Source organism: Tenacibaculum sp. Mcav3-52 (assembly GCF_022347665.1).
GTDB classification, from domain to species: Bacteria; Bacteroidota; Bacteroidia; order Flavobacteriales; family Flavobacteriaceae; genus Polaribacter; species Polaribacter mesophilus.
In genome coordinates this window covers 359,042-377,040 of record NZ_JAKRGE010000003.1, presented here as the reverse complement: position 1 = coordinate 377,040, position 17,999 = coordinate 359,042, and the positions used below count along the sequence as shown (strand labels likewise).

At 31.2% G+C, this 17,999-nt stretch carries 22 protein-coding genes and 2 tRNA genes; 14 read left to right on the top strand and 10 right to left on the bottom strand.

Features of this window, described 5'->3' with window-relative positions; genetic code table 11:
* The first annotated feature begins 29 nt into the window (after window positions 1-29).
* Genes MHM83_RS10910 through MHM83_RS10860 form a run of 11 tightly spaced genes read left to right on the top strand, consistent with a single transcriptional unit; the run spans window position 30 to window position 10,329 of the window.
* Window positions 30-326 carry a hypothetical protein gene (locus MHM83_RS10910; RefSeq protein ID WP_239179723.1) on the top strand — a complete coding sequence of 99 codons (297 nt, stop codon included), beginning with the start codon at window positions 30-32 and terminating at the stop codon, window positions 324-326.
* Window positions 327-2,687 (top strand): tape measure protein, encoded by a 2,361-nt coding sequence (locus MHM83_RS10905; protein ID WP_239179721.1) that lies wholly within the window; start codon window positions 327-329, stop codon window positions 2,685-2,687.
* Window positions 2,687-5,683, top strand: a complete 2,997-nt coding sequence (locus MHM83_RS10900; protein ID WP_239179719.1) for a hypothetical protein — start codon at window positions 2,687-2,689, stop codon at window positions 5,681-5,683. Before MHM83_RS10905 ends, MHM83_RS10900 begins: the two co-directional genes overlap by 1 nt.
* Window positions 5,671-5,838 (top strand): hypothetical protein, encoded by a 168-nt coding sequence (locus tag MHM83_RS10895; protein WP_239179717.1) that lies wholly within the window; start codon window positions 5,671-5,673, stop codon window positions 5,836-5,838. The genes MHM83_RS10900 and MHM83_RS10895 overlap by 13 nt, the downstream gene beginning before the upstream one ends.
* Window positions 5,831-6,388, top strand: a complete 558-nt coding sequence (locus MHM83_RS10890) for a hypothetical protein (protein ID WP_239179715.1) — start codon at window positions 5,831-5,833, stop codon at window positions 6,386-6,388. The genes MHM83_RS10895 and MHM83_RS10890 overlap by 8 nt, the downstream gene beginning before the upstream one ends.
* A 33-nt stretch (window positions 6,389-6,421) precedes the next feature.
* The gene (locus MHM83_RS10885) at window positions 6,422-8,818 is read left to right on the top strand and encodes a hypothetical protein (RefSeq protein WP_239179713.1); all 2,397 of its coding nucleotides are present in this window, start codon (window positions 6,422-6,424) and stop codon (window positions 8,816-8,818) included.
* 2 nt (window positions 8,819-8,820) lie between these two features.
* Window positions 8,821-9,078: a hypothetical protein gene (locus MHM83_RS10880; protein WP_239179711.1), complete on the top strand. Its 258-nt coding sequence runs from the start codon at window positions 8,821-8,823 to the stop codon at window positions 9,076-9,078.
* Window position 9,079: 1 nt separating this feature from the next.
* A complete protein-coding gene (locus tag MHM83_RS10875; protein WP_239179709.1) occupies window positions 9,080-9,283 on the top strand; it encodes a hypothetical protein in 204 nt (67 codons plus the stop codon).
* Entirely contained in the window at window positions 9,273-9,683 is a 411-nt protein-coding gene (locus tag MHM83_RS10870; protein WP_239179707.1) for a DUF5675 family protein, read from the top strand. Before MHM83_RS10875 ends, MHM83_RS10870 begins: the two co-directional genes overlap by 11 nt.
* A 3-nt stretch (window positions 9,684-9,686) precedes the next feature.
* Window positions 9,687-10,040: a hypothetical protein gene (locus tag MHM83_RS10865; protein WP_239179705.1), complete on the top strand. Its 354-nt coding sequence runs from the start codon at window positions 9,687-9,689 to the stop codon at window positions 10,038-10,040.
* Entirely contained in the window at window positions 9,964-10,329 is a 366-nt protein-coding gene (locus MHM83_RS10860) for a hypothetical protein (RefSeq protein WP_239179703.1), read from the top strand. The genes MHM83_RS10865 and MHM83_RS10860 overlap by 77 nt, the downstream gene beginning before the upstream one ends.
* Here MHM83_RS10860 and MHM83_RS10855 read toward each other — a convergent pair.
* The 3 genes from MHM83_RS10855 to MHM83_RS10845 form a co-directional block, all read right to left on the bottom strand.
* On the bottom strand, window positions 10,312-10,614 hold the full coding sequence (locus tag MHM83_RS10855) for a hypothetical protein (protein ID WP_239179702.1): 303 nt from the start codon (window positions 10,612-10,614) through the stop codon (window positions 10,312-10,314). The genes MHM83_RS10860 and MHM83_RS10855 overlap by 18 nt on opposite strands.
* A gap of 129 nt (window positions 10,615-10,743) precedes the next feature.
* Window positions 10,744-10,826 (bottom strand) — tRNA-Leu (locus MHM83_RS10850).
* A gap of 37 nt (window positions 10,827-10,863) precedes the next feature.
* Window positions 10,864-10,936 (bottom strand) — tRNA-Lys (locus MHM83_RS10845).
* Between the two features lie 107 nt (window positions 10,937-11,043).
* Between MHM83_RS10845 and MHM83_RS10840 the strand changes: the two genes are divergently transcribed.
* Complete coding sequence (locus tag MHM83_RS10840) at window positions 11,044-11,562, top strand: shikimate kinase (protein WP_047788817.1); 519 nt, start codon at window positions 11,044-11,046, stop codon at window positions 11,560-11,562.
* On the opposite strand, the gene MHM83_RS10835 is transcribed toward MHM83_RS10840, so the two are convergent.
* Window positions 11,554-12,057 (bottom strand): phosphoribosyltransferase domain-containing protein, encoded by a 504-nt coding sequence (locus MHM83_RS10835; RefSeq protein WP_047788816.1) that lies wholly within the window; start codon window positions 12,055-12,057, stop codon window positions 11,554-11,556. The two genes, MHM83_RS10840 and MHM83_RS10835, sit on opposite strands and share 9 nt — an antisense overlap.
* A 28-nt stretch (window positions 12,058-12,085) precedes the next feature.
* Entirely contained in the window at window positions 12,086-12,475 is a 390-nt protein-coding gene (locus MHM83_RS10830; RefSeq protein ID WP_047788815.1) for an RNA-binding S4 domain-containing protein, read from the bottom strand.
* A 79-nt stretch (window positions 12,476-12,554) separates the two neighbouring features.
* Between MHM83_RS10830 and MHM83_RS10825 the strand changes: the two genes are divergently transcribed.
* Window positions 12,555-13,451 (top strand): FKBP-type peptidyl-prolyl cis-trans isomerase, encoded by an 897-nt coding sequence (locus tag MHM83_RS10825; RefSeq protein ID WP_047788814.1) that lies wholly within the window; start codon window positions 12,555-12,557, stop codon window positions 13,449-13,451.
* 69 nt (window positions 13,452-13,520) lie between these two features.
* On the opposite strand, the gene MHM83_RS10820 is transcribed toward MHM83_RS10825, so the two are convergent.
* The 5 genes from MHM83_RS10820 to smpB all read right to left on the bottom strand — a co-directional run bounded on the left by MHM83_RS10820 (window position 13,521) and on the right by smpB (window position 17,191).
* Window positions 13,521-14,150: a porin family protein gene (locus MHM83_RS10820; protein ID WP_239179701.1), complete on the bottom strand. Its 630-nt coding sequence runs from the start codon at window positions 14,148-14,150 to the stop codon at window positions 13,521-13,523.
* Window positions 14,151-14,262: 112 nt separating this feature from the next.
* Entirely contained in the window at window positions 14,263-15,213 is a 951-nt protein-coding gene (locus MHM83_RS10815) for a transketolase family protein (RefSeq protein ID WP_239179700.1), read from the bottom strand.
* A gap of 54 nt (window positions 15,214-15,267) precedes the next feature.
* Window positions 15,268-15,849, bottom strand: coding sequence for a Maf-like protein (locus tag MHM83_RS10810; RefSeq protein WP_159614969.1), 582 nt, complete (start codon window positions 15,847-15,849; stop codon window positions 15,268-15,270).
* On the bottom strand, window positions 15,836-16,732 hold the full coding sequence (locus MHM83_RS10805; protein ID WP_073184031.1) for a UbiA family prenyltransferase: 897 nt from the start codon (window positions 16,730-16,732) through the stop codon (window positions 15,836-15,838). The genes MHM83_RS10810 and MHM83_RS10805 overlap by 14 nt, the downstream gene beginning before the upstream one ends.
* A complete protein-coding gene (gene smpB, locus MHM83_RS10800; protein WP_047788809.1) occupies window positions 16,733-17,191 on the bottom strand; it encodes an SsrA-binding protein SmpB in 459 nt (152 codons plus the stop codon).
* Window positions 17,192-17,313: 122 nt separating this feature from the next.
* On the opposite strand from smpB, the gene MHM83_RS10795 reads away from it, so the two are divergent.
* Window positions 17,314-17,949 carry an OmpW/AlkL family protein gene (locus MHM83_RS10795; protein WP_159614968.1) on the top strand — a complete coding sequence of 212 codons (636 nt, stop codon included), beginning with the start codon at window positions 17,314-17,316 and terminating at the stop codon, window positions 17,947-17,949.
* Window positions 17,950-17,999: the final 50 nt, after the last annotated feature.

Here is a 17,999-nt window from a genome sequence, read left to right as displayed (position 1 = left end):
AAGAAATATTCGACCCGACTTTTGACGAATTGGAGTCTTTGGCGTGTGGTGAAGTTGGTTTAGAAATAATGTATTTCTATAGCTTAACACCAAGGCAGTTTTATAATGTTTTAAAAGGGTTTAGAAAACGAGAAGCCGAAAAAGAGCAATCAGAATGGTATAGAGCGAGAATGCTTATGTATCATGCAATTTTACCGTATTCTGATAATAAAAAATTAAAGATTCAAGATATTATGGAGTTTCCTTGGGAAGAAACTCAAGAAACCGAAAAATCTCGCAAACCAAAATCAAGAGAAGAACTCAAACAAATTTTTGATAAAAAATAAATGTCAGCCTTAGCAAATATAAATATAGCCTTTACTGCCGATTTAAAGCAGTTCTCTACGCAAATGCAGTCAGCAACTCGCCAAATGAAAAAGGTGGGTAAGAACTTGCAAAATGTAGGTAAGAAAATGTCAGTAGGTATTACAGCTCCTATTGTAGGGTTGGGTGGTGTTTCTTTAAAGTCGGCTGCTGATTTAGAAGTGTTAGAGACTTCTTTTGAGTCAATGGTTGGTTCTGGATCTAAAGCAAAATCTTTATTAAAAGAATTAACAGATTTTACAGCAAAAACACCTTTTCAGTTAGATGGTGTAGGGAAGGCAGCGAAGCAATTACTTTCTTTTGGTGTTCAGCAAGATCAGTTATTGAGTAAGCTAAAGTTTTTAGGTGATATCTCGGCTGGAGCAAATGTTCCTTTAAGTGATATGGCTGCTATTTTTGGTAAAGTGAAGGCTAAAGGGAAGGCTATGACTGAAGAGATATTGCAACTTTCAGATAGAGGTATTCCGATTATTGATATTTTGGCAAATAAGTTTGGTATTGCAAAAGATCAGGTTTTTGCTATGGCGAAAGAGGGTAAAATTTCTTTTAGTTTATTGCAAGATGCGTTAAAGAGTATGACTGATCAAGGTGGTATTTTTAACGAGCAAATGGCGAAGCAATCTGAAACTTTACATGGCTTATATTCAACTATAAAAGATAACTTAGTTTTAGGTTTTGCAGAATTGGGTAAAGAAATTGCAGAGACTTTTAAATTAAAAGATTTAGCGAAACAATTCATTGGTAGGATACAAGAGTTAGTAGGGTGGTTTAAAAGGTTGAATCCCGAAACTAAAAAAAGTATTATAATTTTTGGGGGTATAGCTGCTGCTGTAGGACCTGTATTGGTTGCTTTAGGATACTTAATGACGAATGTAATACCAGGTTTAATAACGGTATTCGGAGGTTTAAAAGCTGCGGTGGCAGCAACATCAGTAGCGTTTAAATCGCTAACTGTTTGGATTGCCTCTAATCCTTTCGGGGCTTTATTAATAGCGTTGGGCGCTGTAGTAGCGTATTTTGTGTTGTTTAGAAAAGAAACGGATAAAGTTGTTAAAACACAAAGTATTCTAACGCAAATAAATAATGAAGCAACAAAATCTATAGCTGCAGAAAAAGCGAAGTTAGTTGAGTTAGTGTCTATCGCTAAAGATGAGCGGATTAATAAAAATCAACGTATACGAGCTATTAAAGAGTTGAATAAGTTATCTCCTAAATATTTAGGAGATCTAAATTTAGAAACTATTAATACTGATAAAGCTAGAAAAGCTTTAGAAAAGTATAATGAAGAATTGTTGAAAGTAGCAAAAGTAAAAGCAGCTCAGGCAAAACTACAAGAAATACAATCTAAAATAATTGATCTAGAATTAAAGCAAGCAAAAAATTTAGTTGATGGTGAAAAAAATAGAGCTGATGAAGTTGCTAAGGTTACTGCCAACGATCAAATAAATTTAGAGCAAAAAGAAACGCTTTTAAAGGTATTAAATCAAGGTAATGTTATTTCAGAAATAGCTAACAATCAGTTACTTGATAAAATAGCATTATTAAAAGAGGAAGAAAAATTAGTGTTAGATATTATTAAGGCAAATAATATTAATGCTTCTTCTGGTTCTGTAACTCCTGAGCCTGAAACTGGTAAAAGGAAAAAAGCGAAAACTTTATTAGAAGGAGATGAAAAGCAAAAAGCTAGTTTAGATGGTCTTGTGAAGGGAGTTAAAGATAAAAGAGAAAAATTAAATACCGAGTTAAAAGGTATTCAAGATGATTTTATTGATTTCTCTATACAGATGTCAGATATCATTACTAATGGGGTAACTAGTTTTTTATCTGGTATAGGTGAAATGATTGGTGGTCTAATTTTAGGAGCGGTATCAATGGCAGATGTGGGTGGTATGATGTTGAAAGTTGTTGGTGATTTAGTTACTCAATTAGGTGAAGCAGCTATACAGGTTGGTGTAGGTATGTTAGCTATTCAATCTGCATTTTCTAATCCCTTTGCTGCAATTGCTGCGGGTGTTGCTTTGGTTGCTATTGGTAGTGTTATTAGTAGTATTGCTTCTCAGTTTTCAGGAGGGCAAGAAAGTGGTGGTGTAACGCCTTTTGCAAATGGAGGTATTGTTTATGGTCCTACCAATGCTTTAATTGGTGAGTATGCAGGCGCGAGCAGTAACCCAGAGGTTGTAGCTCCTTTAAGTAAGTTAAAAGAGTTAATAACTCCTGCGTCACAAAACTTACAAATATCTTTAGGTGGAGAATTAACAGCAGATGCAGGTAGGCTTAAAGCTGTGTTAGATAGATACGATGTAAGAAAAAGCCGTACAAGCTAATGGATATAGGTATATTAGATATAAAAATTATTGATACTCATGAAAATGATAGAGTATTGCAATTAGAAGATACGGAAGCAGGATCACCTAAGTTGCAATACAATGGATTTGAAGACAGGTATGGTGCTTTAATGGCTAGTGAGCTTCGTTTTAATTTGAATGTAACTAGTTTAATAGATGCTAAGTATGGTCACTTATTCACGGGTAGCGAAACAAGATATAAAGTATTATTAGAAGATGTTTCAGATGAAGAAAATCCTGTTGAGTTATGGCGTGGGTTCTTACTTCCAGAGCAATTTTCTGAGCCTTATGATAAAGGTTCTTTCTTTATTGAGTTTATTGCTACAGATGGTATTGGTAGGTTAAAGAATTTAGATTGGGTAGGTGTTTCAACAATGAGTGTTATTCATGTATTGCAAACCTGCTTATCATTAACAGGTATGCAATTACCTATCATGTTTGCTGAGAGTGTTCAAAACACTGCTTTTAATGTTAATTATAGTGATTTAGAAATTGATACTTCAAGCTATATTGATGATAAAGGAAAAGCGAAGAGTTGTTATAATGTGTTAGAAGCTATATTAACAAGTATTGGCTGTAAAGTATTTCAGTATAAAAGTAAATGGTGGGTAATTGGGTTAAATAGATTGAATGAAGAAACTATTAAGTTTTATAAATATAGTATTAATAGTGTTTTTGAAGGTTTTGAAACAATAGATAGAGATCGTTTGTTTAGAACTTTTTTTGCTACTCCGTTAATTGAAATGGAAGCTCCTTTAAATAAATTAACCGTGTCTTGGGATTGGGGTGCTGACGAATATTTATTGCTTAAAGATGTGGTTACTGCAATACCTAATAATTTTGGTTACAATAGTTTGTATGCTGATTTAGTGTATTGGAAGTTAACTAGTAATGATGCTAGGGTTGAAGGTGATACTTATGTTCCGTTATCTGATTTCGGGTATGACTTTTCTAAAATACATTTTGATAAATATTTTAATGGATTTGTAGTGAAGTCAGGTAATCCTAAAGTAGTAGGTGATGTTAAGTTGTTATTGAGAAGTGGTGAAGTAGCAGGTACAACTGTTTCTTCAGGTGAAAAAAGTTTTATTCAATTAACAGATTTACCTTCAAATTATTTAAGTCTAAAAAATCCAGTTTTTATTGAAGGGAGTGATGATGTAGATAGAACAGCTATATTGAATTACGAAGGAGAGTTAAGGTTATTAGGTGCTGAATGGAATGGAGAGATTGAAACTGCGAAAGCTGCTATTGATGACGATATTGAAAACAAGGTTTTAAAAGATCATTTAATCTTAGAAATTTATTATAAGGAACATAAAAATCAAGCATTTACTGAAGAGGTATTGCACTTGTCTACCAGATTAGATAATGATTTACCAGCAGGTTATTTTGAAATTGAATTTACCAGAGAAGAAAATAAGCTTCGTTTTAAATTAGAGGTGAAAGATTTAATGTTTGAAAAAACAGGGTATTACGATTTTCGTATATATCCGTTAGTAAGGCATGATTATTTAGATGCAAGCATTTTTGTGAATGTGTTTGAGTTTAAAATGAATTTTAATTCAAGTTTAGATTATAGTATAAATAGAGGAATAGATTTTACAACAAGCAAAGAATTAGAAGTTTTTCATTCAACTACAAGGATGGATATTACTAATAGAAGGTTGATGTTTTCTGAGTCTTTAAAAAATCAATTAGAAAGTGGTGGATTAGCTAATAATTTTATCCCTGTAAGTGTAAGGTATCATAGGGTTAAGGAGGTATATAACGGTAGTAATTTATGGTATACTAATATTTTTGTAGGTATTGATGATGATGTGTATAGAATGTTAAGTGGTGGTTTTTCCTTGTATAGAAAGCTTGAAGATAATACTATGCAGGTAATAAGTTCAGATGATTATTTTTTAGGTCAAGGTGAAAGCGGTTTAGAGATAAGGCAAATAAACTTCTCTTATGATGGTAGAAGTTCTATTGATTTAATTTTAAAGACAGATGAATTATTTGTTGCTTTAGATGTTAGTAATGGTTCTTTTTATTTGGATAATTGGTTAGATAAATGGCAGTTGGTTAATGGTTATAGTGTAGCTAATAAAAAGTTTCATGAAGTTATAGCAGATTTGTATTTAGATTTAAGATATGATGCTAGTTATGCTGTGAGGGGTGTTGTATCTGGTTTAGTTTTTCCTTTAGATTTTTTAATTTTTAATTTCATTGATAGAAGAGATTATTATATAACAAATTTAACTCTCGATTTAACGCAAGGAACTACCGAAGTAGTAATGTTTGAAAGATTAGAAAGTAGGGATGCGTCACAAGAAGATGTAATTGAAGATTCAGGAGATCCTTTAATAACAATTTCAGCTAAATCAGATTTTGTTTCTCCTGTTTTTACATTGCCTTATTGGCAGATAATAGTTGATTATGAGTTGGTAAATATATCTCCTGTAGAAGCGGTATTAAAATTTACAAAATTTACTGATTCACCAATAAACGGTGGGGTGTCAACAGGAAGTGTTGAAGAGGTAGTTATAAATCAATCTTCAGGTGTTTATAAGCATGTAATTTATCCTTTGCCAGATGAAAAAAAAGGTTGGTATGAAGTGGTGTTAATTCAAGGAGTTGAATCGAATAAAGAGTATGTTAAGGTTTCTGAGATTATACCGCCAGTAAATGAGATTTCAATTAATGCTATTAGTTTTAAAAATAAAACTGCTGTAATAGATGTTTCACATTCTTTAGGGTTTCCAAGTAGCTTGAAAAAGAAGTGGCAAAAAATGAATAAAGATTCTATCCTGCCTGTAGGGTGGTACCCTGTAGGTTCAGAGCAGGAAGAAGTAATATCTGTAGGCTCTACGCAGATAACACATACTTTTCCTGACGATTCAGCATATAGATTTTGGTTAGAGGGAGAGGATGGATTTTTGCCTTATGAATCCAATAAGTTATTTTTTAAATGGGAATGGCAGGTTTAATTATGAAAGATAATGTAATACATAGGTTAAGGTTTATAGTTCCTGAACGTCATCAAGCTGAAGAGGTTAGTGTAGGTGGTTATCCTTTTACGTTCGATTCTACCAAAGTGACTTTTGATTCAACAGTAAAAACATTTGATGAGCAATATGAATAATTTACAAGAGATAAATTTAGGATCAGCACCTAATGCAGAGGATGGTGATGATGCAAGAACTGGAGGTTTTAAGATAAATGAAGCGATAAAGGTCTTAAATCAAGAAGTGCCTGTATGGAAGTCTGGGCAATCATTAACGGTTTCTGAAGCTCCTCATTATAGGGTGTATGGAGGTAAAATGTATGTGTATGTTGGTAATTTACCTGAAGTTACATTATCAGCAGATGTGCCTGGTCAAACAAGTGTTTGGAGCTTGTTAGGTGATTATATAGATGAAAAGGTGTCAAAAGGATTAAAACCAGCACAACCAATTTCTCTTACTGCTAATCAACCTCATGAATACACATTACCGCAAGATGCAAATTTATATTCGATAAGAATAAGTGGTGCTGCAACGGTAAAAATAGGTACAACATCAGGAGGTAATGAGATAAATGAATATTCACCAGCAACATCTGTTATTTGGACGCTTGGCTTTAGAAACGAGTTAAGTGTTTTTTTTACTTCAGATACTGATATAACAATAACACCAATGATATTTCAATGGTAAAACAAAATCATTAATCAAAAAACGAATAGTAATATGAAAACAAAAATTTTATTGATACTCTTTAGTCTATTTACTATAGGTATTGTATCTGCTCAAAGAACAACGGTACCTGATGATTTGCAGATAACTAGGGTTGAGTTAGGTACAGCTATGGATAGTATTGGGGTTCTTGATTCTAAAAAAGTTCTGAAATACATTCCTCAAACAACATTACTAGATAGAGCAGAGTTGCAAATACAGCCCAAGTTAGATTTAAAAGAAAACTTATCTAACAAAGTAACTGATTTCTCTATCGTAAATCACACAAAGTACCCATCAGTTCAGGCTGTTCAAACAGAATTAGCTAATTTTATTAATAATTCTCAAAAGGCGGTACCAAATGGAGTTGCTAGTTTGGATGTGAGTGGTAAGATACCAATGGCTCAAATTCCTGATGCACTGGTAGGTAGCGTGAGTTATCAGGGTAATTATGATGCATTAGCTAATACACCAACATTAGCAGAATCTCCTGCTACTTCAACTAAAGGACATTATTATGTAGTTACACAATCAGGTACTCGGTTTGGAGAAACTTATAGCTTGGGTGATTGGATTATATCTAACGGAGTTGAATGGCAAAAAGTAGACAACAATAATGATGTAGCTTCCGTTTTTGGTAGAAAAGGCGTTGTTGTTCCTTTGGAAAGTGATTATGAAAACTTTTATTTTAAAAAAGCTGGAGGAAATATAACAGGAAATACAGTTATAGATCCTTTAAATTCAAATACTAATATAGCTGGTTCAAATTTAACCGTAAAAAAAGAATCAACATCAACATCAACTAATGTAGCTCAATTTATAGATGTAGATAGACAAGCTTCTTCAACACCTTCTAATTTAAGTAATACAACTTATGGTTTAGTCTCAAGGGTTGTAAATAACTCTCTTGTTGAAGATGCAGGGGTTACTGGAAGTAACTTAGTAGGTAGAAATGCTAGCTCTAGCAACTTTAATTTTGCTTATGGAACTAAAAATACAGGAGAAGCTTCAGGTAGTGGTAACGGAAATTTTATTGTTGGTACATCTAACGATAGTAAAATTACAGGTGCTGCAGCTATCGATTATTTAAGAGGTATAAGCTCATCAACAATTATAGATAATACTGGTGCTACTGCTAATTATATGCAAGGCTCACACAATTCATTGGTTTTTACAAATGGTTCTGTTGGGCAAGCTGATGTTTTGTATTTGGATGTAGATACAGGAGGAGCTACAGTAACAGGTGATTTAGCTTATTTAAGAGCTGGAAACGATGCTTTACCAACGATTAATGGTAATTCTTATTTTATAAAATCTGAATCTCCTTATCCGTCTGAATTTGCAGGGAGTATTAAATCTGATATTGGTTTTATTGGTAATTGGAATGGTAACACACAAAAAGATTTTATTATAGGAGAAACATCAGTTAATCAATCAGAATCAGGTTCTTACTACTTATTAGAAGACGTAAATACAAGTTGGGGTGTTGATGCTGTAGGTTTTAGACGTATGTTAGATGGTTTATCCAATACTTATAAGTTTCAATCTGCTTCTGGAACAACTGTAAATGATTTATATACGGTAGGTAGAGATAGTGGTGATTTCAATTTTTACAGAGGAATCAACCTTAATACAGGTATTTATACAGGTAATGGTACAGGTATTACTAATGTAAACGCGGAAAAGTTAGGAGGCGTGTCTGCTTCAGATTTCACTAATAGAAATTCCTCTATTGAATCAAATCTTGATACTAAATATGATATAGATTTCTTTGGTTGGAACAATGTAACCACTGGATTACCCGCTCCTGGAACATACGGTCAAGGGTTATCATTTGTTAGCAGTACTTCAATTCACAATGATTCAAATAATTGGATAACTCAATTAGGATTTAGCACCAGTCAAAAAGCATATTTTAGAACAAAAGTAAATTCTGGACCTTGGGGAGAATGGAAAGAATTAATACATACAGATAACATATCAGATTATGCTGGGTTACCAGCAGGCTTTTACGAAGAAGGTACTTTTACACCTACTTTAGTTGACCAAGGAGGAGGAGCAACATATTCTTTTACAGTAAATAAATCTGAATACATTAGAACAGGTAATAATATAATGATTAATATATATTTAACAAACATAAATACTTCAGGAACACCTTCAGGTTCTTTATATATATCTAACCTACCTGAATTAGCTGATTCGGGTAGTGGAGGAGCTGTAACAATAGGTAATTTTTATGGAAGTAACTTATCTTCTAGTAATCTAGATAGAATAAAATCATTTTTTGTATCGAACAATAGGGTATATTTTGGTCCAGTACAAAGCAACTCTACTTTTTCTTCTGTTACATTTACTTCTGGAACAATAAGAATAACAGCTAATTACAAAACGAATGTATACACACCATAATTATGAAAAAATTCTTAGAGATACGAAACATTGGAATTAAAACAATATTAATGATACTAGGGCTAATTTTAGTCGTAGCATCTGTATATAACTCAGCTATGTTTGCTTTTTTAATAACTGACAAAAAACCAGAACAAGAAATCTATTGGAGCTTGTTATCTGTTGGTTTTTTCTTAGCAGTAGGAGCTGCATTTTATAATAAAGCTTTAGACATATTAGTTAAGTGGGCATCAAAGTTAACAGGTAATAAAACTCAATAGTATGACACATATTAACCCTTTAGAAATGAAAGTTATTGCAGCTTCAATAGTTGCTGCAATAGCTACTCCAACAGATAATGTTATTAAATTCTTAATTCCAATTATATCAGGTGTTGTATGGGTGTTTTTACAACCCCATGTAGTTAAGGTTAGAGATAAGATAAAAGCTAAACGAGAAGCGAAAAAAAATAGAAATGAAAGCTAAATTAATTAGATTAAAACAAGAAGAAAAACAAACTCTTGGTAATTTATTATTTTATGATAACGATGTTAATTTACTGCTTACTGTTAAGTCTTTAGAGCTACCGGATAGAGATAATAGGAACTCAATATCTCGTATTCCTGCAGGTAAATATATATGCAAGCTACGTTATTCAGATAAATATGGGTGGCACTTTATTTTAGAAGATGTACCAGGTAGAACTTACATTCTTATTCATTTTGGTAATTTTTATAGAGACACTCGTGGATGTATAATTGTTGGTAATAATTTTACAGATATTAATGGAGATGGTTTTAGGGATGTAACCAGTAGTAAAAAAACAATGCAACGAATTTTAGCAATTGCTCCAAGAGAATTTGAATTAATAATAGTAGATGAATAAGTTATGTGGTTAATAAATACACTTTGGAAAAGTCAAAATTGGTTTGGTAGGATTTTATTGATTCTAATTGTATTGCTTGTGGGGGTAGCTCTTTATTATCGAGTAGTTTATGGTGTTTATAAGCATAAGTATGTACAAGGGTTAGTGTTTCAAAAAAATGAACTCATTTATGAAAATGAGCAATTAAGGAACCAAAGGAAAGTAAACAATACTTCAATAAAGAATAAAGCTACTGAATTGATTTTAAATAAAGACAAAATAGAACAAAAACGCATACAAGATGAAGAATCTATTAATAATTCTACTATTACTGATAAGCAGCGTAGAGATTTTCTCTCAAAATACGAAAACAGATAGTATTTGTTTATCTACTAGAACTTTTGATTTAATAATGAAAGATGTTCAGAAAGGTGATAGTTTAAAATTACGCTACAAAGAACTTCAGTTAAAAACTATTGACTTTTCAAATGCAGTGATACAGCTTGTAAAAAAAAATGATAGTTTAGATAAGAGAGAAGTATTAAATAACTTAAAAATACAAGAGTTAAACACAGAAATAAAATCAGTTAAACAAAAAAAAGGATTATCAGTTTTTGAGGGAATATTAATAGGAGCAGCTGCACTTACTTTAGGATTGTCTTTTTAAATTTTTTTTCGCAAAGTTTAAAGCTGTTTTAATAAGTATTTCTTTGTGTTCTTTAATTTTATTTTGAAGATATTTCATTTGTTGTTCAGACTTTACTTGTTCAATATAAGTCTTCATTATTTTGGTACCATAAACTTGTGATATCTGAGAGTTTATTGAATCATCTATAAAGCTCTCTGTATTTTTGATTTCAATAAAAGGAGGTGTTAATATAGTTTCTTTAAAAGTTTCAAAAACTTTTCGAGCTTCCACTTTACAAAGTTTATCTAATTCAGAAATATTCATGTTTTAAAAATAAAAAAAAACACTCTGAAGAGTGAAAAAATGGTGTAGTAATTTCTTACAAATATTCCCTCAAAAATAAAATCAATATATGTAAAGTACTGATATAAATAGTTTTATACTTCTTAATTGTGCACGTAACAGGAGTCGAACCTGCACTTCCGTTGGAAACAAGCCCCTCAAGCCTGCGCGTCTACCAATTCCGCCATACGTGCATAAACTAAAAAAGTTAAGCATGTGCTTAACTTTTTGTGACCGGGCTGGGGCTCGAACCCAGGACCCTCTCCTTAAAAGGGAGATGCTCTACCAACTGAGCTACCCGGTCATTGCTTCTTTGTGAAAGCGGTTGCAAATATACAACTGTTCTTTGAATCAAAAAAGCTTTTTTGTAATATTTTTTACTCATATTTGTAACTGCTTAATTACTAGATTATGAAAATTGTATTATTAGGGTATATGGCGAGCGGAAAATCGACTGTTGGACGAGTTTTAGCCGAAAAAATGCAAATTCCGTTTATAGATTTAGATGAATATATAGAGGAAAAGGAAGGTAAAACAGTTTCTGAGATTTTTGAAAATAATGGAGAAATCTATTTTAGGAAACAAGAACACGTATACCTAAAAGAACTTTTAGAGAAACAAAACAAATTTATTTTGTCTTTAGGAGGCGGTACTCCTTGTTATGCAGGGAATATGGATGTATTATTAAGTGTTAATGATGTGAAATCTGTATATTTAAAAACAAATATCACTACCATTGTAGATAGGCTAACGAACGAAAAAAGTAAACGCCCACTGGTAGCTCGCCTAAACAAAGACGAGTTGTCAGAGTTTGTTGCTAAGCACTTGTTTGAAAGAAGCTACTTTTATAATAAAGCAACATATAAATTAATAGTTGATAATAAAAGCATACATGAAACAGTAGAGGAGTTAGAAAAATTACTAAGTTAAGTAAGCAATTGTTTCATTAACCTTAAACTCTACAACTACATGTTCTTTAATAGAAGTTGATAAAGAAATTCCTTTAAAATCAGCTTTTACAGGATACTTTTTATGATTTCTATTAACTAATACAGCTGTTTTAAATCTTTTTAAAGGAACTTCTAAAAAATGCTTTACACCATATATTAAAGTTGTTCCTGAATTTAAAACATCATCTACTAAAACTAATGCTTTATTTTGATATTCTTCACTCTTAATAGAAGTAGTAATTGGACTGATAGGATTTTTTTTATCGATAGAAACTTTGCATAAAGTTATTGATAAAGGAGAGATGTCACTTAAAATAGTCGAAATTTTTTCTGCTAAAAAATATCCATTATCAGCAATACCAGCTATAATAATTTCTTTTTCGTCGCTATTGCTTTCGTAAATTTGAAAAGCAATTCGACGAATTTTTTGTTCAACTTGAGTATTATTTAAAATGATATTATTTACGGCTGTCATAGTTAGTTAACTTTAACTTAGTTTTGGTTTACAAATTAACATCATTTTTATTAGAATCTTCATAATAATCATCAATATCACGACGATCTTTTTTGGTAGGGCGCCCTGTTCCTTTTTTACGATAATAATCTTTAGCGTATTTTAATAACTCAGTTTTTTCAAACTCTTCTTTAGGGGTTATGTCTTTTCTATATAAATCAACCAATTTAGCTCCAACTCGATTGGGTGGAATATCTAACACCTTTATTTTGTAATTAATTTGATTTTTTCGAATAGTTATTTCTTCGTTACCAAATATTTCTTTTGATGGCTTTAGGTTAGTGCCTTCTATTTTAACATGCCCTTTTTTACAAGCATCTGTGGCAATACTACGGGTTTTAAACAAGCGAATACACCACAAATATTTGTCAATTCTCATATAAAAAGTTAATTTTTATCGTTTCATTTTTTACAAAGGTATAAAAATGGTAAATTGCGCGTTAAAATTTCAGAATTAAATGATAAAATTTAAACATGTATTTTATACAGCCATTATAGGTACTCTTTTGTATGCTTGTGGAAGTGATAGCAACTCTTTAGTTGACAATTTTGACCATGAAGCTCAAGCTTTGAAAGATAAAGATTCGATAGCAAAATTTTTAAAGAATTATTATTTTGATGATACAATAGATTCTATAAAACCTATAATTGCTGGTAAAACACCATTGTCAGAAGATAGTAGGTTAATAAAAAAGACACATACAGAAAACGATATTGAATATGATTTATATCATTTAGTCATAGAAGAAGGACAATCTCCGAAAGGTAACCCTACAGAGTTAGACTCTGTTCTAACTAACTATCAAGTATGGTATACAACTAAAGTAGATCAACTAGAGTTAAGTCAAACAGGAACTACTCCAATTTGGTGGAATTTGACATTATCAGGAAGTCAGTTCGATGCTCCTACGCCTATTAGAGGGTGGACTTTAGGAATTCCAAACTTTAAAGCAGGCATTAACACATCTAGCCAAGGAGAGCCTATTTCTTATGATAAATTTGGAAAAGGAATTTTGATTGTTCCTTCAGGCTTAGCTTATAGAAATTCGGTAAATGGAGGAATACCTGCCAATTCTCAGTTAATCTTTTATATTGATTTATTCGACTTTGTAGAAGATACAGATCATGATAGAGATGGAGTACCTTCTATATTAGAAGATTTAGATGGAGATGGAAACCCTAGAAATGATGATACTGATGGAGATAATATTCCTAATTACTTAGATACAGATGATGATGGAGATGGAGTTTTATCAAAAGACGAGGATAAAAATGGAGATGGAAACCCAGCTAACGATTTTAGTGATCCAAATAAGCCTACGATACCAGATTATCTAAACAGGGATATTTTTTAAGGTAAAAAAGTAAAATAAAAAAAACCGAAGTCTTAGACTTCGGTTTTTTTTATGTTTAAAATTTAAAAGTTAGAACCTATATGATAAACCTATAATAATTTGGTTTATACGAGTATCAAAATTTACATTTTCACTAATATTATTATCTACAAATTTAGACTCAGTATCAGACAAAGCTCTTTCCCAACGTACATCTAATCCCAACTTACCAAGTTCAACACCAGCTCCTAACTGTAAACCAACTGAAAAACCGTCAGAATTTACTTGTTTAAGATCTTTAAAGTTAAAATCAGAGTCTAAAATATATTGAAAAGATGGTCCAGCAAAAACATGTCCTACTTTTAAAAAGTTTAAACCTAATAAAACAGGAATATCTATTTTTTGAATTTCATAAGAGACATTCTGGTTATTTGTTGAGTTGTTTGATTTTCCTTCTGGATAATAAACAACATTATTATTCAATTGTGTATATACCAATTCAGGTCTAATATATAAACCAGTAGCTGGTAATTTTATACGTAACCAAGCACCAGCATGAAAACCTGTTTTACTTTTGGCCCCATCAAAGACATCATTTTTTACATCATAAAAAGAGTCAGAATTGTAGTTAATACCTCCTTTAATACCTCCTTGTATTTGGCTTTGTGCTAACTGTGAGCCTCCAATTAGAAGACATAAGATAAAAATTGCTTTTTTCATTTGTTTTTAATTTACACTATTATAATTGAGTTAAATATTTACTTTTATATAAAAAAATACATCACTTTAAACCTTAAAAGTGATGTATTTATTGTTTAGTTGTTTATGTTTTTTATTTTCTAGAAATAACTTTTTCAACTGCTTTTACTATAGCTTCGTCATTTAAACCATATTTTTTCATTAACTGATTTGGAGTAGCAGATTCACCAAAACTATCGTTTACAGCAACAAACTCTTGTGGAGTAGGGGCGTTGGTAGCTAAACAACGAGCTACACTTTCTCCTAAGCCTCCATATTTGTTATGCTCTTCAGCAGTAACTACACAGCCTGTTTTAGCAACAGATTTTAAGATAGCTTCTTCATCTAATGGCTTAATAGTATGAATGTTTATTACTTCAGCAGAAATACCTTTAACTTCTAATTGTTCAGCAGCTTGTAAAGCTTCCCATACTAAGTGACCTGTAGCAACAATAGTAACATCATTACCTTCAGTAAGTTGAATTGCTTTTCCTATTTCAAAAGGTTGATCGGTCATAAATACTGGTACTTTTGGACGCCCAAAACGTAAATATACAGGACCTTCATGTTCTGCAATAGCTAAAGTAGCAGCTTTGGTTTGGCTGTAATCACAAGTATTTATAACAGTCATACCTGGTAACATTTTCATTAATCCAATGTCTTCTAAAATTTGGTGTGTCGCTCCGTCTTCACCTAAAGTTAACCCTGCGTGAGAAGCACAAATTTTCACATTCTTATCAGAATAAGCAACTGATTGACGAATTTGATCATAAACTCTACCAGTTGAAAAGTTAGCAAATGTACCAGTAAAAGGAATTTTTCCTCCAATAGTTAATCCAGCAGCAATTCCGATCATATTTGCCTCGGCAATTCCTACTTGATAAAAACGTTCAGGGTGATTTTTAGCAAACTCATTCATTTTTAATGAACCTGTTAAATCAGCACATAAAGCTACAACATTAGGGTTTTTCTGTCCTAATTCTGTTAAACCATCACCAAACCCAGAACGGGTATCTTTTTTTTCAGTATAAGTATATTTTTTCATCAGTTTGTGTTGTGTAAATACGCATCAAAAATAATCTTTTATATAGATGTAAAGCTACAATTTTGATAATTCTTTGTAAAGTTTATGAACAGGAAACCCCATAACATTAAAATAACTTCCTTCAATTTTTGTTATTCCTATTTTACCAATCCATTCTTGAATACCATAGGCTCCCGCTTTATCAAACGGTTGGTACGTTTTTATATAGTAATCAATTTCATCGTCTAAAAGTTCTTTAAAACTGACTATAGTGGTGTCATTCACAGTTTTTTGAAATGATTTGTTAGTAATACATATAGAGGTAATAACTTTATGTGTAGTGTTAGATAGTTTTTTAAGCATTTGGAACGCCTCATTGTAATTTTTAGGTTTTCCTAAGGCTTCATTATTTATCCATACAATGGTGTCTGATGTTATTAATAACTCATTTTCTTTTAAATCTTTTTTAAAAGGAATGGCTTTTAAATCAGCCAAAAAGTCAGTTATTTCTGTTTGCTGCAATTCCTCAGGATAAATTTCTTCTATATCTTTGATTTTAACAGTAAAAGGAATATTTAAGCTTTTAATAAGTTCTTGTCTTCTCGGAGAGCTTGAGGCAAGAATAATAGAATACTGTGATAATTTAGTTGATAACATATTTAATATAATAAGATATAGTAGGAACACTTAAAAGAGCAAGAAAAAAACTTATATAGCTTATTTTTAATAAATTATTATAGTCTTTGCTTTCTGAAGCTAACATTAGTTTATATATAAAATATAGTTCAGGGAGTATTCCTAGCAGCATAATAGTTGAAAAAATAAATTTATTTTTTAAAAAGGCAACAGCAACAGAAAACACAAATAAACAAGCTATAAACGAAAGCATCAAGGCAATATCTTTAGCCCTTTTTCTACCAAGTAAAACAGGTAGGGTATTTTGTTTATTTATATTGTCATGGTTTACGTTAATAATATCAATAATTATTTCTATGACCATATTGCTAAGAAAAGAAATAATTACGTAACCTATGGTTATCAACTGGAGGTTATAAAATAATTCCCATTGTTCTATAGATAAGTTTAATGGGAAATCAAACCACCAAAGCATAAGTAAGGCAAAAGGTTTTAAAAAAGAAGTAACAATGTTACTAAAAAAGGTTTTCTGGATATTGTTTTTTGAATATAGGTGTACAACTATTGGACAAATTATAAAAATAAGACCATACCATATTTTATTTACCTTTAGTGATACAATTAAGCCTACTAAAATTCCAAATATCATTAATAAAATAGATACTTTTTTTATCTTATTTAAAGGGAGTCTGGTTTTTTTTTGTTTGTTTCTAAAAAAAAAGCTAGTTAAGTAACCAGAAGCTAATAAGAAAGCACTTGAAATAGATAGTAAACCAAGATCAAAAAAAGAGAGAGTTGTTTCAAAACCATAACCATATAAAAAAGAATACTTAAATAGAAATAAAATAAAAATAAAATATATAATTTTTTTCCATTGTATGATATTTAAGAAAGTATCATTCATTTAGTTAAAAGCCTTTTTTATTCTGGCTAAATCACGTTTATTATCACGATCTTTAATATTTTGTCTTTTATCATGGGTTTTCTTTCCTTTAGCTAGAGCAATATCTAATTTAGCCCAACCACTTTCGTTAATGAATAAACGCAAAGGAACAATTGTATTACCTTTAGCTTCAACTTCCTTTTCAAGTTTTTTTAATTCACGTTTATTAAGTAGTAAACGGCGCTCACTTTTGGGATTATGGTTGTAATGATGCCCAAAGGCATACTCTTCGATGTACATATTTACAACAAAAAGCTCTCCTTTATCGTTAAACTCGCAAAAGCTCTCAGTAATTCGAGCTTTGCTTTGTCGTATTGATTTTATTTCAGTACCTGTGAGCTGAATTCCTGCTGTGTATTTATCAAGTATCTCGTATTCAAAACGAGCCTTTTTATTCTGTATGTTAATTTTTTTTTGCATAAAATAAAACACAAATATAACTATAATTTTAAGTTGTTAAATAAAATTATTAAGCTATGATTTAAGTCATGTTTTTAGGGAAGTGTGGAGTGTAATTTTGCTCAAAATTAAAACTTATAATCATGAAAAAAATTATATTAAGTATTGTATTAGGAACATTGTTTTTTAGTAATGTAAATGCTCAAGAAAATGCTAAGACAAATGATTTTAAAAAATGGCAAGCTCGTTTTAGATGGGTAAGTGTTTTACCAAATGAATCTGCAACAATTGGTACTATTGGAGGAGATGTTGAAATAGGTAAAAATTTTATTCCAGAATTAGACTTTACTTACTATTTTACTCAAAATATAGCAGCTGAATTAATTTTAGGAACAACTAATCACGATGTAAAAGCAGTAAACACAGCCTTGGGAAATGTTAATTTAGGTGATGTTTGGTTATTACCTCCAACATTAACGCTACAATACCATTTTAATATAAGTGATTTTAAACCTTATGTTGGGGCAGGTGTTAACTATACTGTTTTTTACGATGCTAATCCAGGAGCTGTGGTTGATGTAGATTATGAAAATAGTTTTGGGTATGCACTTCAGTTAGGTTTTGATTACGATTTAGACGATACTTGGTTTTTAAACGTAGATGCAAAATATATAGGACTAAGTACAGATGTTTCTGTAAATGCAGGTGTAGCGACAGTACCAGCAGAAGTAGATATAAACCCGTTACTTATTGGTTTTGGAGTAGGTATGAGGTTTTAAACCAATAAATTTTAATTCCTTTTATAGAGCTACTTAATTGTAGCTCTTTT